At 58.0% G+C, this 22,761-nt stretch carries 16 protein-coding genes and 2 pseudogenes; 5 read left to right on the plus strand and 13 right to left on the minus strand.

Annotation, left to right across the window (positions count from 1 at the left end):
• Window positions 1-467 (plus strand): annotated as a pseudogene (locus FHS64_RS08505) (IS5 family transposase); the annotation flags it as partial.
• A gap of 16 nt (window positions 468-483) precedes the next feature.
• On the opposite strand, the pseudogene FHS64_RS14270 reads toward FHS64_RS08505, so the two are convergent.
• The 4 genes and pseudogenes from FHS64_RS14270 to FHS64_RS08520 form a co-directional block, all read right to left on the minus strand.
• Window positions 484-663: pseudogene (locus FHS64_RS14270) on the minus strand (IS6 family transposase); the annotation flags it as partial.
• 158 nt (window positions 664-821) lie between these two features.
• Window positions 822-2,465, minus strand: coding sequence for a recombinase family protein (locus tag FHS64_RS08510; protein WP_167177783.1), 1,644 nt, complete (start codon window positions 2,463-2,465; stop codon window positions 822-824).
• The gene (locus FHS64_RS08515) at window positions 2,452-2,877 is read right to left on the minus strand and encodes a DUF2924 domain-containing protein (protein ID WP_167177784.1); all 426 of its coding nucleotides are present in this window, start codon (window positions 2,875-2,877) and stop codon (window positions 2,452-2,454) included. The genes FHS64_RS08510 and FHS64_RS08515 overlap by 14 nt, the downstream gene beginning before the upstream one ends.
• 618 nt (window positions 2,878-3,495) lie before the next feature.
• Window positions 3,496-4,914 (minus strand): peptide MFS transporter, encoded by a 1,419-nt coding sequence (locus tag FHS64_RS08520; RefSeq protein ID WP_167177785.1) that lies wholly within the window; start codon window positions 4,912-4,914, stop codon window positions 3,496-3,498.
• Window positions 4,915-5,122: 208 nt separating this feature from the next.
• On the opposite strand from FHS64_RS08520, the gene FHS64_RS08525 reads away from it, so the two are divergent.
• Both FHS64_RS08525 and FHS64_RS08530 read left to right on the plus strand, forming a co-directional pair.
• Window positions 5,123-6,169, plus strand: coding sequence for a proline racemase family protein (locus FHS64_RS08525; RefSeq protein ID WP_167177786.1), 1,047 nt, complete (start codon window positions 5,123-5,125; stop codon window positions 6,167-6,169).
• A 27-nt stretch (window positions 6,170-6,196) separates the two neighbouring features.
• Entirely contained in the window at window positions 6,197-7,996 is a 1,800-nt protein-coding gene (locus FHS64_RS08530) for an aminopeptidase P family protein (RefSeq protein ID WP_167177787.1), read from the plus strand.
• A 54-nt stretch (window positions 7,997-8,050) separates the two neighbouring features.
• On the opposite strand, the gene FHS64_RS08535 is transcribed toward FHS64_RS08530, so the two are convergent.
• Together FHS64_RS08535 and FHS64_RS08540 are read right to left on the minus strand one after the other, a co-directional pair.
• Window positions 8,051-9,298, minus strand: a complete 1,248-nt coding sequence (locus FHS64_RS08535) for an NAD(P)/FAD-dependent oxidoreductase (RefSeq protein ID WP_167177788.1) — start codon at window positions 9,296-9,298, stop codon at window positions 8,051-8,053.
• Entirely contained in the window at window positions 9,298-10,467 is a 1,170-nt protein-coding gene (locus FHS64_RS08540; RefSeq protein ID WP_167177789.1) for a M24 family metallopeptidase, read from the minus strand. The genes FHS64_RS08535 and FHS64_RS08540 overlap by 1 nt, the downstream gene beginning before the upstream one ends.
• A gap of 96 nt (window positions 10,468-10,563) precedes the next feature.
• On the opposite strand from FHS64_RS08540, the gene FHS64_RS08545 reads away from it, so the two are divergent.
• Window positions 10,564-11,463: a sulfite exporter TauE/SafE family protein gene (locus FHS64_RS08545; protein ID WP_167177790.1), complete on the plus strand. Its 900-nt coding sequence runs from the start codon at window positions 10,564-10,566 to the stop codon at window positions 11,461-11,463.
• A 45-nt stretch (window positions 11,464-11,508) separates the two neighbouring features.
• On the opposite strand, the gene FHS64_RS08550 is transcribed toward FHS64_RS08545, so the two are convergent.
• The 5 genes from FHS64_RS08550 to FHS64_RS08570 all read right to left on the minus strand — a co-directional run bounded on the left by FHS64_RS08550 (window position 11,509) and on the right by FHS64_RS08570 (window position 16,809).
• Entirely contained in the window at window positions 11,509-12,210 is a 702-nt protein-coding gene (locus tag FHS64_RS08550; RefSeq protein WP_243862898.1) for a GntR family transcriptional regulator, read from the minus strand.
• Between the two features lie 78 nt (window positions 12,211-12,288).
• Window positions 12,289-13,287 (minus strand): 4-hydroxyproline epimerase, encoded by a 999-nt coding sequence (locus tag FHS64_RS08555; RefSeq protein WP_167177792.1) that lies wholly within the window; start codon window positions 13,285-13,287, stop codon window positions 12,289-12,291.
• A 12-nt stretch (window positions 13,288-13,299) separates the two neighbouring features.
• On the minus strand, window positions 13,300-14,229 hold the full coding sequence (locus tag FHS64_RS08560; RefSeq protein WP_167177793.1) for a dihydrodipicolinate synthase family protein: 930 nt from the start codon (window positions 14,227-14,229) through the stop codon (window positions 13,300-13,302).
• 73 nt (window positions 14,230-14,302) lie between these two features.
• Entirely contained in the window at window positions 14,303-15,742 is a 1,440-nt protein-coding gene (locus FHS64_RS08565; protein WP_167177794.1) for an aldehyde dehydrogenase family protein, read from the minus strand.
• A 44-nt stretch (window positions 15,743-15,786) separates the two neighbouring features.
• Entirely contained in the window at window positions 15,787-16,809 is a 1,023-nt protein-coding gene (locus FHS64_RS08570) for an Ldh family oxidoreductase (protein ID WP_341771127.1), read from the minus strand.
• Window positions 16,810-16,969: 160 nt separating this feature from the next.
• Here FHS64_RS08570 and FHS64_RS08575 point away from each other — a divergent pair, with 160 nt between their 5' ends.
• Window positions 16,970-19,291: a S9 family peptidase gene (locus FHS64_RS08575; protein ID WP_167177796.1), complete on the plus strand. Its 2,322-nt coding sequence runs from the start codon at window positions 16,970-16,972 to the stop codon at window positions 19,289-19,291.
• A gap of 121 nt (window positions 19,292-19,412) precedes the next feature.
• Here the strand turns inward: FHS64_RS08575 and FHS64_RS08580 are convergent, their stop codons facing one another.
• A complete protein-coding gene (locus tag FHS64_RS08580) occupies window positions 19,413-22,334 on the minus strand; it encodes a TonB-dependent receptor domain-containing protein (RefSeq protein ID WP_167177797.1) in 2,922 nt (973 codons plus the stop codon).
• Window positions 22,335-22,391: 57 nt separating this feature from the next.
• Window positions 22,392-22,574 carry a hypothetical protein gene (locus FHS64_RS08585; RefSeq protein ID WP_167177798.1) on the minus strand — a complete coding sequence of 61 codons (183 nt, stop codon included), beginning with the start codon at window positions 22,572-22,574 and terminating at the stop codon, window positions 22,392-22,394.
• Window positions 22,575-22,761 lie beyond the last annotated feature (187 nt).

Raw genomic sequence — 22,761 nt, forward strand, 5'->3', positions numbered from 1 at the left:
AAGGCCCACCGCACGGCTTCGAGCTTGCGGGTAAAAAAGGGGGCCTCGGGCGACTCATCGGACGCACGAAAGGCGGGATGAACACCAAACTGCACGCCGTGACAGATGCGAATGGACGCCCGATCAGCCTGTTTGTGACAGCTGGTCATGTCAGCGACTACACCGGTGCCGCAGCCTTGCTCGACAGCCTGCCCAGGGCGCAATGGCTGCTGGGAGATCGTGGCTACGACGCCGACTGGTTCAGGGATGCCTTGCAGGCCAAGGGTATCACGCCTTGTATCCCCGGACGCAAATCCCGAAACGAACCCGTCCGATATGACAAGCGCCGATACAAAAGCCGAAACCGTATCGAGATTATGTTCGGCAGGCTGAAGGACTGGCGGCGGGTCGCTACACGCTATGATCGCTGCCCCAACGTCTTCCTGTCCACCATCGCTCTCGCGGCTACTGTGCTCTTCTGGCTATGAGTCCTGAGCCTAGGGCGATCAAAGGCCCAAACTTGATCGTCCAGCACCTGATCGTTTCGTAGCTGACGTCGATTCCGCGTTGCGCCATCAGTTCCTCGACATCGCGAAAGCTGAGATTAAACTGAAAGTACAGCTACACGGCATGACGGATCACCTCTGCGGGAAAGCAATGACGTTTAAACGATAGCGGCTTCATAAAAATGCCTACTCCACCAATGGCTTGCAGCCATCAAAGTGGAGCACCTTTAGCGTTAGACTGACAGCACCTCTTCCAGTCAGTCAATAAATCTCTAGTGATTTCAAACACATTAGAGACTTTTTAGATCCTTGCCTAAAACTACCTCAGTCGGGCCGTCAGACGTCGCTCGTTCCGTACACGACCCGGTTCTGTTCTGACCAACTGAGTGGAACAGCTTTTAGCGCGTTTAACTTCGCGAGAACTTCGGCACTCAAGCGTCCATTCAGAATGGCGGCTTGTATTTTGGGTGACAGGAACACCCAATCCAACCGATGCAATCTGATGTTGGCAGGCCGATCTGCTTTCGGCTCCGATAGTGCCTTCCGCATAGGCGCGTATACAGCATGCGCGACTCGAAGCTTCTTTACCGCCGCAAGCTTGATGGCGTTTGCAGGACTATCTGGCAGTGCCTGAGCATCTTCGACCCAGGTGCGACCACCATGCATTTTTAGGCGAGCCAATATGGAAAGTCGCACACGATCGAACCGAGAGAGCTCGGGTAATAATCGATCCCCGACCCAAAGCTTCTTCTCTAAGTCCTGAATCGTTGTGCCATGTGAATTGAAACCTTTGAGCGCTTTGAGGTTGATGACCACCTGAACCGATGCGCCATGAATCTCGACGCGAACCACCAGATCACGCAACACCTCGGTCGTGATCTCTTCCTTCCCGACGCCCGCAAGTTCAACAACCCTTCTCTGAACAAGGTCGTCCAAAGCTTTGCAGGGTACTCGACCCAAGCCATCGGGATTACTCAGTCCCGGAGCCAGTCTCGGCGCAACATAGTACCCATAGGTTCGTCGCTTTCCGGGGATGAATTGCGGCACCATTTTCTGCCCGAACTCATCAAATATTCGGCCATGCAGCTTCGCGCGTTCGAGATTTGGCGCGCGACGTTTCCAAACGTCCGCGCGGTGGCTGAGAAGCGTTTGAACAGTATCGAACAGACGTTGATCAATCAGAGCTTCGTGACGCCCTGCGTACACCGCTCCCTTATGGCAAATGAGCCCAAGGTAGGTCTTGTTTTGAAGCAGGTATCGCAGAGCTCCACGACTGAACGGAGCCCCTGCCCTTATGGTCCCGTTTTGACCTTTATGCGCCTTGGTACGAATACCATTATCCATCAAATGCTGTTGAAGATCGCACAGAGAGCGACACACGGTGAAGCGTTCAAAGATAAACCGGACGACTGCGGCCCCTTCCTCATTGACCCTGAGCCTGCGGTCTCCAGAAGCATCGGGCGGATCATAACCGAGAGGCACGGTTCCGCCCATCCACATACCTTTGACCTTTGAGGCTAAAACCTTGTCACGGATCCGTTCACCGGTGACCTCACGTTCGAACTGCGCAAATGACAGGAGTATATTGAGCGTAAGCCTGCCCATGGAGCTGTTGGTATTAAAGGCTTGGGTAACGCTCACAAAGGCCGCGCTATGTTTGTCCAAGCACTCGAGAATGCGGGCGAAATCAGCCAGTGAGCGCGTCAGCCGATCAACCTTATAGACCACGACAACATCGATCCGTTTAGCCTCAACATCATGCAAGAGATGCTGAAGCCCGGGTCGCCCCATGCTCGCACCTGAAAAGCCGCCATCGTCGTATCGTGTACGAACAACCGTCCAACCTTCCCCGCCCTGCGATTGGACATACGCCTCGCAATACTCTCTTTGCGCATGCAGAGAGTTGAAGACCTGATCCAGTCCTTCTTCGGTGCTTTTGCGCGTGTAGATCGCGCACCTGAGACGCTCACGATGCTCCACGCCCGCCTCCCGGCCGAAGCCCGAAGAAACGTGGTCCGTTCCAACGCACGCCCGTGATCTCACGCGCTATTGCTGACAAGCTACGGTATGTACGATCTCGGTATCGAAACCCTCGTGCTTCTGCGACGACCTCATAGACGATGCCCTGATACTCGCGCGCGACACGGCTACCTTCTCGCAGCGCTTGGATTACAGGCGTAGCTGTCGATTTAAGATGCCTGCGATCCACGACACTCAGATCGCCGTAAAGTTCAGTCTGAAGACGCCAGGCCACAAGATGCCTCATCAGCCTTACAGAGCGTAAAGTTGGAGGCGTGCCCCAACGTTTGCGCCACTCGTCTTGCACGGCTGAAAGCGAGCAGCGTTCCAAGCTAGCAAGAAAGACTTCTAACTCGTCATCGACAGCGGGCATGCGTCCCTCTCCCGAAAGAAAATCCGCCCCGCTGCGTCAGTTAAATATCACAAATACACTCAAATATAAACGATCAAATACAATCGTTTATAGCCCGATCAGTGGAGACTATTTACGGACTGTATAGGTCCACCTGACGGATCACCTCTGCGGGAAAGCGATGACGTTTAAACGATAGCGGCTTCATAAAAATGCCTACTCCACCAATGGCTTGCGGCCTTAAAAGTGGAGCACCTTTAGCGTTAGACTGACAGCACGGCTACACCATTGATCAGGGCTATCAGGGCAACTTAGCATAGTTGAGAAGTCCCTACCCCGTCTTGCAACCAACGGTAGCGGACAGACAAGAGATATTCGCGTCGATGCGAAAGCGTCGAAGTGTGGGCTCGCTAATCAGAGGACGTTGGGTGTTGAAAGTATTGTAGATCGCCGCGTGTGTTGTGAGAAACCTCTGCGCTGAGGCTTGAAATTTGAACCTCTGCTGCTGCCTTACTCATCGTAGGATCTACAAATTCGAGTTCTCAACCCGGTTGCTGTCTCGTTACCAACCGGGACGATGAACCGGTTGGTTGCTCAAAGGGCGATTGACAACTTTAACTTCGCCTCTGCATCCATCGCTTAGCTCTCCGCAATCTTGCTCATGCTTGCTTTGATTGGGATGCGCAGGATCATTAATAACGCGCCACTGATACCCACAGCGACTGCATGCCATATCCAGAAATGAGCGGCCGACATGGTTTCCATTCGTGTCCCAGCCCATCCCACCAGATTATTTGCCGCGAACAGGTGCAGGTAAAAGATACCAACGATAGTAGCGCCGATAGCCTGCGGAGCCATGCGGACATAGAGCGCCAATGCCACCGGCACGAGGTGCGCGAAACCCACACTGTTGATGATGTGGAACGCCACCGCCCACCACAGGCTGATCTTTCCTCCGCCCGAGGACTGGGCAGCGAACGACAACAGCAAGAAGGCAAACACCGTCACCACCGCACCGATCACCAGCTTGGTGATCTCTACGGGTTCGGGCCGATGACGTGACCACCACCGCCAGAACAGTACGGTCAGAGCCAGCATGGCCACAGATGCTACGGCATCAAAGGTAATCAGCCAGCTGGTCGGCATTGTGCGACCGAACAATGCAAAATCGTAGCTGTTCTGCGCCCAGATCATATAGGCGTTGAAGATTTGCTGGTTCCCCAACAAGGCCAGAGCCAGAACGGGCAGCATAATCAGCAACAGCCCCAACATCATCCAGTCTGCGCGTGTCATTGGCACACGCTCTTGCATCTGTGTTTTCGAACGCTGCGGCTCTTTGGGTAAATGTCGTAAGCCTGCCACATAAACCGCCAGCCCTACTGCCATCCCGACACCAGCCGCCCCAAAGCCATAGTGCCAGCCATAGACCTCGCCCAGCGTGCCACAGATCAACGGGGACGCAATCACGCCAGCGCTGATGGCCAGATAGAATATCTGGAAGGCATCAGCGCGGGCATTGTCGCCCTTGCTGTAGAGCGAACCAACCTGAACCGCGATATTGCCTTTGAAACAGCCCGTACCCACGGCAAGGCAAAGAAGCGCCCAAAGGAACGACACGTCAAATGCCATCAGAAAATGGCCTAGCGTCATCAATATCCCGCCCAGCAGAATGGTGCGGGTTCGCCCCAGCCAACGGTCGGCAATCCATCCGCCCATGACCGGTGTCAGATAGACCAGCCCCGTATAGATACCGAATATGGCAGAGGCTAAAGCCTGTATCGAAAGCGGTCCGTAAACACTCTCCAGAATGGCCCGAAACTGGCCGAAACCGGCAACGTTCTGGATATGCTGGGGCTGTAACAACTGCCCCACCATATAGAGGACCAGAAGGGTCTGCATGCCGTAGTAGGAAAACCGTTCCCATGACTCGGTAAAGGCCAGATACCAAAGCCCCACAGGGTGGCCGAACACCCTGCGCCCCGAGCCATATGACACTGTTTTTACTTCGGAACCTTTTATGTCCGGCGACAGAGCCGTGCTTATCTGTGCCTCGCTCATGACGACTTCCCATCACACGACAGGACGCACAGTGCCGTCACATCTCGCTCGCATAGCGAGCCGGATCGTCCAACCATTATCCCCTCCAGAATAAGTAGACATTCTGCGTGGTTCTGCCCCCTCGGCATTCCCTCGCGATAAACCCTTTACGAAAACCGATAGTATACTATATCTGATTTAACAATGCTGTTGCACGGAGGGGGCACAGATGACCGGATCAGGTATTCCTGGACACAAGGCACAGTCGGTCGAGGTGATCGACATGCACACAGCTGGCGAGCCAGTGCGTATATTCGACGCCACCAAGCTGGGCGTTGATGGGACAACGATTCTGCAAAAAAGACGTACGATGGGTGAACAATTCGACCACCTGCGTCGTGCCATGATGTTGGAACCGCGTGGCCATGCGGACATGTACGGGGCCATTCTGGTTCCCCCCAGCGACCCGACCTATGACGCCGCCGTCCTGTTCACCCACAACTCCGGCTATTCGACCATGTGCGGCCATGCCACTGTGGCATTGGGCCGTTTTCTTTATGATCGCGCCCGTCTGCAAAACCGTCTGCAGACCTCATTCATTCTCGAATGTCCGTGCGGTCCGGTTAGCATCGACGTGTCGCCAGAGCCTGACCCGTCAGCCGCGCCTCTGGTACGTTTTGAAAGCGTTGAATCCTTTGCCCTGTCTCTGGATGACAGCATCTCGGTGGATGGCCTTGGCACGGTCAGTTTCGACATTGGTTATGGCGGTGCGTTTTATGCGATCCTGTCCGGCAGCCAGCTCGGACTGGATTTCCACGAAACGCCACTAGAGCAACTGGTTGAGGCCTGCGGGAAATTGGTCACCACACTACGGGCCAACCGCAGCTTCACCCACCCCGAGGAACCGGATCTTTCCTTCCTCTACGGGGCCATTCTGATCGACAGCAATGTACTGTCTTCGGGTAAGTTCACCCATAATCTCTGCTGGTTCGGCGAAGGTCAAATCGACCGCAGCCCGACCGGAAGCGGCGTCTCGGCACGACTGGCCGTGGCCCATGCCCGTTCCCAGATTACCGAATCCGACGAAATGCAGTTCGCAGGTATCTCCGGTCAGGCCTTTACCGGCTCGGTCGCCCGCCCCAGTGGCACAGGCATTATCGCGGCTGTCTCGGGTCGTGCCTATTACATGGCCCGCTCGGAACTGATCCTCGAAGCCAATGACCCCTTCGCCCACGGCCTGACCCTGCCTGCTCGTTTTGGCGATTTTCAAGCCTGATGCTTGCCTCTGTCTCAAGGACATAAAATGGACCGGCTACAAATCGCCAATGGCTGGACGCCCGCACGATTGGTCGCCCTGCGCGCCGAAATGGACCGTCAGGGTCTGGACGGCTTTATCATTCCCCGCTGGGATGCCTATCAGTCGGAATATTGCGTGGTTGCCGATGAGCGTCTGGCATGGGCAACAGGCTTTTCAGGCACATGGGGACTCGCCATTGTCACCCGCGACCATGGCGCAGTCTTTGTAGACGGCCGTTACACGGTTCAAGCCAAGGCCGAGGTGTCTGCCAGCCATTTCGACCAGTGCCACCTTTACGATCAACCACCAGAACTGTGGCTTTCTGCAAACGCAGCCGAGGGGCAGGTATTTGGTTTTGATCCCCTGATCCTGAACCCGGTTGTTCATGACCAGATCAAACCGGCGCTTACCGGCAAGGGTGCCACGCTGGTTCCCACAAGCGCCAACCCCATCGACATGGCTTGGGATGACAGGCCCGAAAATCCGGTCAAACCCGCCTTCCCCTTCCCTGTCGAGCGTTCGGGTGAAAACTCGTCGTCGAAGCGCCAGCGTCTGGCTGCACGACTAAAAGCCTCGGGGATTGATCTTCTGGTTGAAAGCCAAAGCGACAACGTCGCATGGCTGCTGAACTGGCGCGGTGACGATGTGCCGGACAATCCGATGGTTCAAGCCTTTGTGCTTGTGGATGCTCAAGGCGCTGTCGAGGCATTCGTCGATACCCGCAAGCTGGGTAATGATCCCTCTGCATTTGAACTGGCGGACGTGACCCTGTCCGACACCAGCCTGTTTCTGGAGCGGCTGTCTCAACGCCTGAAAGGCGGCGAGACTGTATCCATGGACCCGAAATTCTCGCCCGTCGGGGCCGCCATCACCGCGCGTGAAGCCGGTTCCAAGGTGCGTATCGAAGCTAATCCGCTAACCGCCCTCAAGGCAGTCAAAAACCCGGTCGAGCTGACAGGCCTACGTGCCGCCAACCGCCGCGACAGTGTGGCTTGGGTGCGCTTTCTGAAATGGCTGGACGCCGAGGTGACCCAACGTCCTGTTTCCGAAATCGAGGCCGAAGAACAAATTCTCGGCTATCGTCGCGAACTGGATCTATTTGTCAGCCCCAGCTTCCGCACAATCGCCGGCTCGGATGCCAATGGTGCCATGTGCCACTACAACGCTCCGCCCGAAGGCGGTGCCCCGATCAAACAGGACAGCCTGTTCCTGATCGATTCCGGTGGCCAGTATCTGGATGGCACCACTGACACCACACGAACCGTCTGTTTTGGCCCGCCGTCTGCCCTCTGGAAGAAACACTATACGCTGGTCCTGAAGGGGCATATCCGCCTCGCCAGCCTGCGCTTCCCCGAAGGTACACGCGGCTACCAGATTGACGGGTTTGCACGCGAAGCCCTATGGGCGCACGGGCTCGACTATGACCACGGCACAGGTCACGGCGTCGGACATTTCCTGTCGGTGCACGAGCATCCCCAGCGTATCGGCAAAGACCCTGTCATGGCCCCGATCCTTGCCGGTATGACCCTGACCAACGAGCCCGGGTATTATGAAGCGGGCCAATACGGCATCCGCATCGAGAACCTGTGCGAGGTGGTGGCTGATGGTAACGGCTTCATCCGTTTGCGCGACATGACGCTGGTGCCGCTGGATCGCAAACTGATCGATCCCGACCTGCTGACAGCCGATGAAATCGCTTGGATCGATACCTATCACGCCCGTGTGCGGGCTGAAATTCTGGACCTGATCCAGAACACCGGCGAGGCCGAATGGCTGATCGCCAATACCGAACCTCTGCTCCCCTAAGAGACGGTATTGTGTAGAGACGCTCCGGCCCCCCTCATCGGCCGGAGCGTCTTTTTATTGGAAACGCTCTACGCGCAAAGCTTGCATCCATGTGGGTATCGGGTGCCCCAGCGCCATGCCCTCGATCCATTCGGACGTTAGAGCCGCCAGGGTCAGACCCAGATGCTGATGGCCAAAGGCATAATAAACCGACGGATGCGCCTCCAGCCTGCCAATAGCGGGCAGATAATCCGGCAAGGTCGGACGTGGGCCACACCAGCGATCCGGAGTTTCCGAAAACTGGACCCCCAAACCCTTCACATGCCCTTCAATGTGACGCCATTTGCGCGGATCAGGTGCAGCAGAAGGTGCGCCAAACTCCACATGGCTTGACGCGCGCAGACCACCGCTGAAACGAGCCAAAACCACGGACCGGTCCTCGAAGACAGTCAGTGGCAAATCCTCGGGCCAGTTATGCTCGGCCGATTGCACCGAATAGCCGCGCTCTCCGATCAAGGGGACGCCCACGCCCAGTGATGCCATCAAGGTTTTTGACCACGCCCCCGCCGCGACCAGCACACGATCACTGTCGATTACCTGTCCATCCGACAGCACGACTTCGGCTGCATCATCCTTGGCGCGCACCGTCACGGCATCCGCCGAAACAACCTGACCGCCCTGTCGTCTAAAGGCTGAGAGCAAGGCATCGCGCACAATCTGAGGTTCACTAACCTGACCCGTGCCCGTAAACACAATGCCACCCGCAGGACGCTTGGCGAGAACACCGTCATAGGCCGCCAGTTCGGACGTCTCCATCGGACGAAAACGAGCGCATCCAGTACGGGCACTTTGCCAGCTTTCCAGCCCGCGCCTTGCAGCCTCCGGCGTCGACCACACCACCGCATGGCCATCAGAACGGATCATATCCTGTGGAGCCTGCGCCAAGGCTGACAATCGCTGCCACGCGGCTAAAGGATCATCCAGCAGGGCGTTTAGCGTGCCTGCTCCGTACGCGGTTGCTGCGGGCCTTGACGCCGCCAGAAACCTTAGCGCCCACGGCACCCACATCGCCCCATCCCGCAGGCGGAAATCCAGCGGCCCACCAAAGGCAAACAACCGTCCAAAGGCGCTCTTCAGCGTCGCCGACGACGGCATAGGCTCGCCCTGCTCGGCAGCGATATGGCCAATATTGCCGAACGAAGCCCCGCGTCGCGGATCGCCACGATCCACCATCACGACTTCAAAACCGGCCATTTGCAGACGAAGCGCACTGGCCGCGCCGACCAGTCCTCCTCCGACAACCGTCCAGCGTTGTGCCGACATTAGACGTTTTCGCCGAAGGGATCATCCAGGCTGTGCGACGGTTCGGTAAACCAGACCGGACCGGTTTCGCTCATGTAAAAATGGTCTTCCAGACGGACGCCGAACTTGTCGGGAATGACCAGCATCGGCTCGTTGGAGAAGCACATGCCCGCCCGTAAAGGCGTGGCGTCGCCGCGCACAAGATTGGGGGCTTCGTGGATATCCAGCCCGATGCCATGACCGGTGCGGTGCGGCAGGCCGGGCAAGCTATAGTCAGGCCCATAGCCTTGCGCCGTCAGATAATCGCGAGCTGCTGCATCAACGCTCTGGCATTCTGCACCGATACGGGCCGCGTCAAAGGCCAGGGCTTGCGCCTGTTTTTCATGCTCCCAAACACGCCGGAACTCTTCGCTGGCCTGTCCGAACACATAGGTGCGCGTAATGTCTGAGTGATAGCCGTCCACCAGCGTGCCGGTGTCGATCAGCACGACATCGTCAACCTTCAGGGCGCGGTCACCCTCGCCACCGTGCGGCAGGCAGGTGTCATCCCCGAAAGACACGAGACAGAACCACGAGCCGCCCTCGCCGCCCAGTTTGCGGTGCTCGGCATCGATGAACTGTTTGACCTGCGAGGTCAGTACGCCTTCCTTCAGCCAGCGACGGGTGCGACGTTGTACTTCCAGCGTGATCGCCTTGGCACGGATCAGAAGCGCAATTTCGGTCGCAGATTTTACGCTGCGCTGCGCCACGATCAGTGGCGCACCATCGGCCAGACGTTCCGCACCCATGGCACGGGCCATGCCCAACCACACAAAGGTTGCGACCTGATCATCAACCGCCAATCGGCCACCTGCATCGACAGCCCCAGCGACCAGCGCAAAGGGGCTTTCTTCTTCTTCCCATGTCAGGATTTCGCCAGCCACGGCGTAGGCATTGCCCGTCACACCGGCAATCTTGTTCAGCTCGAAGCGGGGGCAGACATATTGAACCCGCCCGTCTGAATGAACCAGCGCGCCCGTCAAACGCTCCGAAGGATGCCAGTCCAGCCCCGTATAATAACGCAGCGAATTGGTTGGCCCCAGAAGCATGGCCGACAGACCCTGCGCCTTCAAGGCTTCTGCCAACACCCGAATACGGGCGTGACGTTCGTCAACGGAAACAGGTGATGCAGCAGGGGCAAAAAAGGTCATGGCGCTATACGTATATTGTATCTGATTTTAGACTGTGTTTCTTTCACGCTTCGAGCCATTCGACAAGAGTGGCCGTCCTCGGGGGAGGGAAACATTATGGTTTTAAGCGTGCTTTTGACCGCCCTTTGGGCACTAGCAGGGTTTTATGCCGTTCAATTGATACGCACAGCCCGCGCGCGTGGTCAGCTTAAGCCAAAGCTGTCAGGTGTTGCCATTGGTGCCGTGGCAAACTTCTTCGATGCACTGGGTATCGGATCATTCGCCCCCACAACCGCATGGCTGCGTTTCCGCAAACTGGTGCCGGACAGCTTCCTGCCCGCTGTCCTGAATGCCGGTCATTGCCTGCCTACTGTGGTGCAGGGACTGGTCTTCATGAAGCTGATACAGGTTGATCCTGTATTGCTGGTATCGTGTATCGCGGCCTCTATTTTCGGGGCCGTCATCGGCGCGCCCATTGTGCTACGCCTGCCTGTGCGGGCGGTCCAGTTCACTGTCGGCGCGGCATTGCTGATTGCAGCCATACTCTATGCCCTGACCAATCTGGACCTGATGCCGACAGGCGGACAAGCCCTCTCACTGGATGGCAATATGTTTGTCATCGCCATCATCGCTCATGTCGTCATGGGGGCGTTAATGAGCTTCGGTATCGGCCTTTATGCGCCTTCGCTGATCATGCTCAGCCTAATGGGCATGAATCCGACAGCGGCCTTCCCCATCATGATGGGAGCCTGCGCCTTCCTGATGCCAGTTTCCAGCCTGCGTTTCATTCGCAGCCAGCGCATCGATCTGCGTCTTGTATTGGGTATGGCACTCGGCGGCATACCCGCCGTTCTAGTGGCCGCCTATGTCGTCACATCCCTGCCCCTGACAATCCTGCGTTGGGGCGTCGTTGTTGTGGTGCTGTATGCCGGCATCAACCTGCTGGTGACAGCCCAGAAGGCATCACGACAAGCAGAACCGTCGGCTCCAGAAGCCACAAACGAACATGCTTCCTAAGAAACAAAAAGGCCCGAGAGCAAAACTCCCGGGCCTGTTTTCATATCAACTGCGCTTACGACCGCGTGCGGGGGCTTCGCTAGCTGAAGCCTCGTTAGCACTCAGTTCCTCGCGCAAGTCACGCAATGTGTGTTCAAGGTGAGCTCCCACCATGCGGCTAACAGCTGTCGCATCGCGGTTCAGCCAGGCCTGAAAAATATCCTGGTGTTCGCTGGCCGCCGTCACATGGCGCTCGCGGCTTTCCAGATGTTTGCGAACATAGCGGTCCGCCATCACATGCAGACGCCCCGTGATTTCTGCGGTCAGAGCCCGTTGGCCCGGCTGTACCAGCGCCATATGGAAGGCCCTGTTCAACGGCCCGACACTTGGCAGATGCGCCGCCGCTGCGGCATCCAGTTCCGTAAGCAGACGGCGCGCTTCCTCGCGCTGCTTGTCATCGGCCACCAGACAAGCCTGTGCCGCAGCCTGAGGCTCCAGCTTAAGGCGTAGTTCGTAGATTTCCTCGGCCTCGCTGGCGCTCATGCCGCGAACGAAAAAGCCGCGATTGGCATGGGACACCACAAGGCCGTCCTGCTCAAGACGCACCAGCGCCTCGCGCAAGGGTATCTTGGACACATTCAGTTCCGCCGCCAGCGCATCCTGCCGGATCGGCACATCCGCCGCGATAGAGCCGGACAGGATCATGTCACGCACAACCTCCATCAAACGGTCAGAGAGCGTGCGGACTTCTAATGGGATTGCGGCCATGCGTTCTATGTCAAATCGATCGGGCCGGTTGCCCGACCCGATCATAACTCGACATGGCCACAATTACGATCCTATTGATCAGACGACCTGAAAACCCTGCCAGAAGGTATCTTCGCGATCGATCCAGATCGTATTGAAGCCGGTCGCCCGCGCCGATCCCTGAATGGACGGGAAAATGGCCTTGTGTGATCCGACCGTCGTCTCGGCCTCAACCCGTCCTGTGAAGCGGCTACAGATATAGCTTTCGTGGACAAAGGCCTCGCCAAGCTTCAAGCGCCCCTTGGCATACAGATGCGCCAGACGCGCCGAAGTGCCGGTGCCACAAGGGCTGCGGTCAATCGCCTTGTCGCCATAGAAGACGGCATTGCGACCAGTGGCCCCCTCACCTTTCGGCTTGTCGGCCCAGAGGACGTGGCTGACCCCGTTGATCGAAGGCTCGTCCGGATGCACCGGATGGAACACCGCGCGCACCTGCTCCCGGATCAGGCCGCTTAGCTCGATAATCCGGCTTGCACCCAGATCATCCAGCCCCGTATAGGCACCCTGCGGTTCGACAATGGCGTAGTAGTTACCGCCATAGGAGACATCGACCTGTAACGGCCCAAGTCCCGGCACCTCAATCTCGATCCCCTCAGCCGCTAGATAAGAGGCGACATTGCGGATTTTGACTGACGTTACCCGATCACCCTCGGTCTCGTAGGTGATATCCAGCACACCAGCCGGAACCTCTATTTTCAGCTTGCCAGGCGTACGGGGACGGATCAGCCCATGCTCGAGGCCAAAGGTAATCATGCCGATGGTGCCGTGGCCGCACATAGGCAGACAGCCACTGGTTTCGATAAACAGAATACCCGCATCCGTATCCGGCAGGGTCGGCGGGTACAGGAAGCCGCCGCTCATCATGTCATGGCCGCGTGGCTCGAAACACAAGGCCGTGCGGATCCAGTCATAGCGCGCCAGAAAATCCAGCCGCCGCTCTGCCATACTGTTGCCAGCCAGCAGAGGCGCTCCACCGGCAACCAGGCGAACCGGATTGCCGGCCGTGTGACCGTCTATGCAAAAGAAGACGTCGCGCATGGAGCCTCCCGATCAGGAAATCTTGAGAGCCTTGCCAGAGCCGATCGGTCGCGTTTCCGCAGCCTTTTCGACCATGGCGATGACCTCTGCACGACGCGCCCCTGCCAGCGGCATACGCGGCATACGCACGCGCTCGCTGCCACGACCCATGATCATTTCAGACAGCTTGATCGACTGAACGAGGTCCGACACCGAGTCCAGATGCAGCAGCGGCATGAACCAGCGGTAGATTTCGAGAGCACGGGCAATGTCGCCGCTCTTGACCGCCTTGACCATGGCCACGGATTCTTCCGGGAACGCATTGGTCAGGCCCGAAACCCAGCCCTTGGCCCCCAGGATCAGTCCTTCCAGCGCCACGTCATCCAGACCCACCATGACCGAATAGCGATCACCCAGTTCGTTGAAGATGTCGGTGATCCGGCGTGAATCCGGCGCACTTTCCTTCAGAGCCACGATATTGGGCACATCCGACAGGCGGCGCAGGTCGTCATTGTTCAGTGTCTGACGATACATGAGCGGGTTATTATAGAGCATGTTCGGTAGGCCGCTGGCTCCCGCCACGGCTCGGAAGTGCGCTTCCAGCTCTGCCTGCGTCGGCACATAAACCATGGCCGGAAGCACCATCAGTGCATCGACGCCAATGTCTTCGGCTTCCTTGGCATAGCGCTGGGCACGAGCCGTCGTCATTTCGCTGACGCCCGTGATGATCGGCACACGACCGTTTGCCACCTCGACTGCGGCCTTCAGTACAGCACGCTTTTCTTCCGGCTCCAGCGAGTTGTTCTCGCCAACCGTCCCCATAACAATGATGCCGTCCACGCCATCATTGATCAGAGCATCGAGCACCTTCTGGGTGGCATCGATATCCACCGCCATTGCTTCGTCGAACTGGGTGGTTGCTGCCGGGATGACACCCGACCAATCCAATTTGGCCCCAACCATTACGCTACTCCCCTGTGCTGCGTTATAATCGTATACGATATTCAAAAAGCAGTGGTGTCAAGCAAATAGCCGGTTATCCGGCGCTATAACTCGTCTTTATCAGGGTAAAGAAATCAGCCGCAGCAAAGCCCTGTTCACGCGGGCCATACGAAGAGCCTTTGGTGCCGCCAAACGGAACGTGATAGTCCACTCCAGCAGTTGCCAGATTGACCATGGTCATGCCAGCCTTGGCACGCCGCTGGAAGTCGCGGGCATGTTTGAGGGACTGGGTGACGATACCCGCCGACAGGCCGAACTCGGTGCCGTTGGCTACTGCTAGCGCCTCCTCATAAGTCTTGACGCGAACGGTGGAGGCGACCGGCCCGAACACTTCTTCATTGTTGATCCGCATGTCCGGATCAGTGTCGACGATCAGGGTCGGCTGCACATACCAGCCCGGATTTTCCAGTGACAGACGCTGGCCACCCGCAGCGATACGTCCGCCTTCAGAGGTCGCAATTTCAATATAGCGATACGAGGTCTCGCGCTGGGCCTCGCTGACTGCCGGACCAATCTGGGTGTTCGGATCAAGGGCATGGCCGACGCGCAGGGCCTGCACCTTCTCGGCCAGCGCCGCGACGAAACGGTCATGGATGCCGTCCTGAACGATCAGTCGGCTTGAGGCCGTGCAACGCTGACCCGTCGCAAAGAAGCTGCCGTCCAGTGCGATATTCACCGCCCGATCCAGATCGGCATCATCAAGTATGATTAGCGGGTTTTTGCCACCCATTTCCAGTTGCACACGCGCTTGACGCGCCATGGCACCGGCGGCAACGCCAGCGCCCACACCCTGCGAGCCCGTAAAGCTGATCCCGGCGACATCCTTGTGATCGACAATGGCCTGCCCCACACGACCACCGCCCAGCACCAGATTAAGCACGCCCTTGGGCAGTCCGGCTTCGTGCAATATTGCCACCAACGCCTCGGCTGTCGCCGGTGTGTGGCTGGCGGCCTTCATCACCACCGTATTGCCGAAGGCCAGCGCCGGAGCAGCCTTCCATGCCGGTATGGCAATCGGGAAGTTCCACGGCGTAATCAGTCCAAACACGCCGACCGGCTGGCGATAGGTCTGGACTTCAACACCCGGTCGGGTCGAGGCCAGATTTTGCCCGTGCAAACGCAGGGCTTCGCCTGCAAAATATTTGAGGATGCGAGCCGCACGCGCCGTCTCGCCAATCCCCTCGGCAAGGGTCTTGCCTTCTTCACGCGAAAGCAGTTCTCCCACCTTTTCCTTGCGTTCCATCAGCAGGGTTCCGGCACGATCCAGCACATCGCTACGCACCTCTGGCGAAGCATTGGCCCAACCGTCAAATGCTGCCGTTGCGGCAGAAACAGCCGCATCTACATCGGCGATGTCCCCAGCGGGCGCATGTGCCACCACTTCACGGGTATCGGATGGGTTGAGGCTCTCGGTTGATGCGCTTCCGCAGCGTTCACCATTGATCCAATGCGACAGGGCGATAGGCGAGGTCATGATGTGTCTCGTATTCAGGAACAGATGATGAAGGTGTTGTTTTCTTAGTAGCCAAGTGCTTCGATCTGGTCGAACAGCACTTTTGGAACGCGCACGCCGTGTTTCAGGCTGCACTCTCTGGCTTCAAAACGCCGCTGTGACGGCAAGCGTGCGCCCTGATCAGCAAAGGCTGCGAACAGAGCCTCGGCACGGTCCGCATTGGCCTGCGGATTTGCGCCCCCCATCAAGTCAGGATTAAAGGCCAGTATCAGTTCGCCATGCATCGGAGCCGCCTTGGCTCCATCATCAAAGGCCATGGATTCGCGGCTGGTCAGATCACCGATCAAAGGGCCGGCCATCAGTTCAATCATGGTCGAAAGCGCCGAGCCCTTGTGTCCACCAAACGTCAGCATAGCCCCGTCCAGAGCGGCGCGCGCACTGGTAGTCGGCTGGCCTTCACTATCGACGCCCCAGCCCTCGGGGATCGGCTTGCCCGCTATGTCGTGCAACGACATGTCCCCGCGTGCGATGGCACTGGTGGCAAAATCGAACACATAGGGATTGGGGCCTGGACGCGGCCAGCCAAAGGCCAGCGGATTGGTCCCCAACAGCCCGCGCTTGCCACCCGCAGGTGCCACCCACGAATGGCTGGGCGTCATGGCCAGCGCCGCCACCCCCTGCTGCGTCAGATGCTCGATCTCGGGCCACAGGGCCGAAAAATGGAAGCAATTATTGATGACCAGAGCTGCTACACCGACCTTTTTGGCCTTCTCGACCAACAGGGGTGCCGCCCGCTCAAACGCCAGTAAGGAATAGGCATAGCCTGCATCTGCACGGACCAGTGCCGGTGACACATCCTCGATCACTGGCTCAGCATCCACAGACATCTTGCCGGACTTGATAGTCATCACACAGCCCGGCAACCGATAAAGCCCGTGCGAGGCGCATTCATCGCGCTCCCCCGCCGTCAGGGCGCGTGCCACAGCCTGCGCATGGTCCAGAGATAACCCTGCCCCCGTCAGAACCCTGACCGCCAGATCGAACACCTCGCCCACCGATAGCGATACAGTTTCTGCGTCCCCGAACACACTCAAAACGGCCTCCCAACTCATTTTCGTATACGATATTGGCGAATGCCGTTACGAACTTCAAGCCTTGCCGCAGCAAATGCAGTGCTTGACGACACAGCGGTTCAGGCTCACCAATCGCAATATTGAATACTATATCTGATTTAGGAGGGGATAGATCATGAATCGCCTACCCGCTTTGGCCGCGCTGCTAATGTGCAGCGTCGCACCCTTGGCCATAGCGCCATTTCTCGCCACGCCAGCCTTTGCAGAGGCTACGGCTAACACCCGTGAAGCTGTTCCCGCGTCGGTTTATGCCCGTGCTGAGGCCGTCCTGCCCCAGCATATTGACGAGTTGATCTTTGGCCTCAGCGTCCGCCCGCAATGGATTGGCGACAGTGCCGACTTCTGGTTTGAACGCCATACCGCGCAAGGTCGCGACTATGTGCGTGTTAATCCGGTGTCCGGCCAAACCGCCCCCCTGTTCGATCACGATCTTCTGGTATCGCGACTGGCTGCGGCGTCGGGCAAACCACTGTCCCCCCAGGATTTGCGCCTGACCAACCTGAATCTGAACGCACAAACAGGTGCCCTCGAATTCAGCCACGACGGAAAAAAATGGCGTTTCGATCCAGCCCAAGCCACGCTTGAAACCCCTTCCGAAGCCGACAAGGGCAAGGTATCGCCTGATGGCCGCTGGAGAGCAGAGGTTCGCAATGGCGACCTGTTCATCGTCTCTGTCGCTGACGGCAGTGAACGCAGACTGACACAGGACGGAGCCACGTCCCCCTATGCCACACCGCTCATCAACCTGAAGACCATGGCCGCACAGGGCACTTCCCAGCCCGAAACCGCGCCAATGGTGATCTGGTCACCGGATTCTCGCCGGATCGCCACCTACCGCATCAACCGGTCTGCAGCACGCCACCTATCACTGGTCCAGTCCTCGCCCAAAGATGGCGGCCCGCCACGGGTACTGGACTATATCTACCCCCTCACCGGCGACACAGATATTCCGACCTCCGAAGGCCTGATCTTCGAGATCGAATCCGGCCAGCGCACGGCCATGCAGACCCCGCCACGCCCCGTCCTGTACTATGGCGGCCCATGGTATGAATGGAGTGCCGACAGCAAGGCCGTTTTCGAGCGCCAGCCTGATCGCGGCTATGGCGCATTAAGGCTCAACCGCATCGAGGCCGATACCGGTCAGGCACAACAACTGACCGTGGACACCTCCGACACCTATGTCGATTTCTACGGCCACTTCTGGACCTATGACGACAAGTCGGGCACCCATTTCTGGAGCGCCGATCCAGACGGCTTTGCCCATATCTATGCCATCAATGCGCAGACTGGCGCACGCCGCCAACTGACCTCCGGCAACTGGCGCGCCCGCACTGTTGCAGGCACAGATCACAAGGCCGGACGGGTTCTGATCGTGGGCTCGGGCCGCGAAGACGGGCGTGACCCCTATCTGCGCCATCTCTATTCGGTGCCGAGCAATGGTGGCCAGATCCGGCTTTTGACCCCCGAACCTATGGACCATGATGTTTCCGTTTCGCCTGACGGTCGCTTCTTCGTGGACAATATGTCGACCATCGACCAACCGACACGCTCGGTCCTGCGCCGCAGCAGCGACGGTCGCATTGTTATGGAATTGGGTCGTGCCGATATCAGCGCCTATCTGGCCGCCGGTTATCGCCTGCCCGAGCCATTCCAGACCGTGGCGGCAGACGGTGTGACCCCGATCTACGGGGCCATTTTCAAGCCCGCCGATTTTGACCCTGCCAAACGCTATCCGGTGATCGAGGACATCTATACCGGCCCGCACTATGTCATGACGCCCAAATCCTTCGAGGCCGCCATGACGGGGCGTAATGCCAATGCTGTGGCCCAGATCGGCGTGATTGCCGTCACCATCGACGGGCGCGGCACGTGGGGCCGCTCGCGGGCCTTCCAGCAGGTCGCCTACAAGAACCTGCACGCTGTGGGTCTGGATGACCATATTGCCGGTATCCGTGACGTTGCCTCGCGCAATCCGTGGATGGATACCAGTCACGTCGGCATCTATGGCTTCTCGGCAGGCGGCTATGATGTCGTTCGCGCCATGACCCGCCGTCCGGACTTCTACAAGGTTGGTGTTACAGCCTCGGGCAACCACGATAACCGTCTCGACAAGGCCACGTGGAACGAACAGTGGATGGGGACCGAACTGGGCCCGCTCTACGACGAGAACTCCAACATTACATGGGCCCCCAAGCTGGAAGGCCGCCTGATGGTGGCGCATGGTGAACTGGACGAAAATGTGCCGCCTCTGGCTTCGCTAAGGCTGGCCGACGCGCTCATCAAGGCGAACAAAGACTTCGAGTTCATGATGGTGCCAAACGCCGACCACTTCCTTGATGCCGTGCCCTATTACCAGCGCCGCCGCTGGGACTTCTTCGTGCGAGAACTGCTGCATCAGACACCACCGGACGCCTATCCGATGCGTCCATTCGACTGATTGCGACATCAACAAACAGAGAAAGGCGAGCCTCACGGCTCGCCTTTTTCATGTCCGCAACACGCACAAAAAAGGGAGCAGCCTTACGACTGCTCCCACAAGTTTTAGCTTCAGGAGGGGATCAGTTTCCGAAACGCCATTTGGCACCGAGGAAGTAGAAACGACCGATTAGATCGTCCATGCCCAGATTGCCCCGCGCCGTCGTCGGGTGGTCACGCGGGCCTTCGTCGAACACATTGCGGATGCCCGCCGTGAAGCGAACATTCATAGGCGTATCAATCGCCACCGACAGGTCGTGGTACCAGATCGACGGGATGTTGTAGTAGCTGCCGATATCCTCTGCCGGATTCAGCAGATCATTATTGGTGACCGTTTCGCCGACATAACGGCTGGACCAGTTCACCTGCATATTGCCCTTGTAATAGGTGGCATTGACCATGCCGCGCAGGTCCGGATTTCCAGCCTCGCCCGCATCATCAAAAGCCGTTTCCTCGCCGGTCGCCAGATCGCGGTCGATGAAGGTGTTATGCTTCAGATACGAAGCCACACCTTGCAGACGGATACGACCCAGATCGCCTTCACGGCGCAGAAGGTCAGAAAGCTCGGCATGGTAGGTCGCTTCGAAATCGACGCCCTCCACCTCGAAGGAAGCGACGTTGATATAGCTGTCGCGCACCTCATAGATATTGCCGTCCGGTTTGCGGGTCAGCATGCTGCAGAACTGGTTGTCGAGCGACGGCAGATCCACACAGTTGTTTACCGTCTGCTGGGCCCCGATCCGGTCGATGCCTCCGTCCAGCTTGATGTTGTAGTAGTCTGCCGAGAAGGCAAAGCCCGGCAGGAAGCGCGGACGGATCACCGCACCGACCGTCATCGTATCGGCTTCTTCGACGTTCAGATCGGGATTACCCGTGCTGAACACCAGTGTTGTCATACGACGGGTATTGGGGTCCCAGCTCACCGGATCAAAGCCCAGTGCCGCACAGTTGGCACGACGGTTCGGCGTGCCGCTGTCCAGCAGGTTCGGGTCGCAAGGATCGCTCAGGCCCGAAGCACCGCGACTGCCCGGATTGAACATCTCGCCCAGCGAAGGAGCCCGCACCGCCGTCGCCTTGGTAACCCTGAAACGGATATCGGGGATCGGTGCCCACGAACCGGCCAGCTTCCATGAATCGACCGAGCCCGCGCGTTCATATTTGGAAACGCGATAGGCACCTTCCAACTCTACCGAATAAGCAAAGGGCTTGTCGCGCACGACCGGCACCAGAACCTCGGCGAAAGCCTCGCTCACATCATTCGACTTGCTGATGGGAGAAAACTGGCTGCCAAAGAAGCCCTCGGCATTTTCCCAAACCGATGACGGGCGGAAATCGATCTCGTCCTTGCGATACTCGGCACCTGCCGAAAACTTCACGGCTCCGGCCGGAAGCTGGAACAGATCACCGGCGATCAGGCCTTGCAGCATGGTCTGGCTGGTATCCGTCGTAGAGCTATGGTTCACACGGATATAGTCTACGGCGGCGGCAGAAATCGTGCCCTGACCAAAGATGTTGACCGGCACACAGCCTCGCGCGCGGGCCTCGACACTGCGACAGACAGCCTCCCCGCTTATCGGATCAAGGATCGCATCCGATGCCTCGAACCAACGGGGGTCCAGACGGTCATTCAGGTTATGGTTCGTGGTTTTCGACTTGCCGTACTCAAATACAGCCGACCACTTCCAAGTGTCACCGAACTCTCCTTCAAGGCCAGTCGCAAGGCTGTAATACTGGCGATCCATGTCGGTGCCGCGCATGCCGAACTCGTCATGCGAGCGGGCATAATACATCGAGTCCTCGCCCGCTGCGATCAGACCATCCCGTACTGCCGTTGGCATGAAGGGGTTGTCGATCGAAACACTGGTGCTCCAGGAATCGAACACCGCGCTGATACGGTCACGGGCCGTGATATCGGCGAAAATAAATTCACCGAACAACTTCAGCTTGTCATTCAGTTGGTAGTCCGCCTTGGCATAGACATTGGTACGCTCCAGCGGAGCTACCAATGTATCGGCGTCCTGACGCCCGCCCTCGCCCTGGGAATAGCTGCCGTCGATCACGCCGCGATCGCCTACATTCAAGGGACGGAAGGTCTGGCTGGCGGAATCAAAAATCACATCCGTCCATGTGCCGTTCGGCCCGAACGGCAGATTGCCGGTCGGTGTCCCCAGCGCGAAGTAGGCAAAGCTAAGATCGCGTAGCGGAATGCGGGCAGGAATGCCGTCATTCGGGCCTGTATTCGCAGGATTGGAGACGAAGCCATAACGCGTGCCCAAACCACGGTCACCGCGCGTTAAGCCGCCCGTCTCTGTGCGGCTCATATGCAGGACCGCATTACCGCGATCATAGTTTACCCCGGCCGTCAGACCATAGGTCAGGGTGTCATAGGTACCGCCCTCGTCGGAACCGTACTGGAGTTGAGCTTCAACACCGTCGAAGTCATCCTTGAGGATCAGGTTCACCACGCCAGCAACAGCATCTGCGCCGTAAACCGCCGATGTGCCACCGGTCTGAACCTCGACACGCTGCACCAATGCCGCCGGAATATTTCCGAGATCAAAGGCCAGGAAGTTTGAATCATCCGGTGTGCCAGCCCGTCTGCGGCCATTCACCAGCGTCAGGGTGCGACGCACCCCCAGATTCCGCAAATTGACCTGATTCAGTCCAATATTGCCAAAGCTATAGCTGGTATTGGCATTCGACAAACCCGTCGCGACCTGCGGCATTTCGTTGAGAATGTCCGCCACGTTCACAATGGCCTTGGCCTCAAGCAGTTCGGCCGTCAGAGCCATGGTCGGCGTCGGCGCGTCAAGCCCGCTACGCTGCAATCGCGAGCCGGTCACGACAATCTCGCCGACCTGCGTCACTGCGCTCTCTTGAGCCGGTTGGTCTTGCGCATAGGCCGCCAGCGGAGCCGCCAATGCGAGTATGCTGACACTGGCTGCGAGTACTCCCCTACCGCGCGTCAGTGCCCCTTCCCTTCGTACCGATACCACTTTCATCATTACCCCTCCCTAGGGCAGAAAAAGATACCGTATACGATATACCGATGAAATCCACCCTTACAAGACAATCAAATCGGTTCTGATATGTTGGTGCTGCCAGGTTAAATGAGCGCAGTTGAAAGCCTCGGCCCTGCTCATTTTCAGACAACAGCCACCGTCCAACCGGTATCCGTTCCGGCACGAAAGCGGCAGGCTTTGCCGGCGCGCTAGGAAATCTTCCAGTTCATCGGCAGTGGTCATCGCTTCCTCCTCAAAGGAAACCCGCACCGACGACAAAGACATCACCGGCCGCCTGAATTATAAATGATTAAATTCAGTCATTTATGTAGAAAAATGAAAACTATATGAGCGGTATCGCTCCACCACATCAGCAGCACCGCCTGAAAATGGCTAAGTCTTAAACTGTGCACTGCTGTTAGAAGCCCCT

Origin of the sequence: Brevundimonas terrae, from assembly GCF_011761985.1 — a bacterium.
In the GTDB taxonomy this organism is placed as follows: Bacteria; Pseudomonadota; Alphaproteobacteria; order Caulobacterales; family Caulobacteraceae; genus Brevundimonas; species Brevundimonas terrae.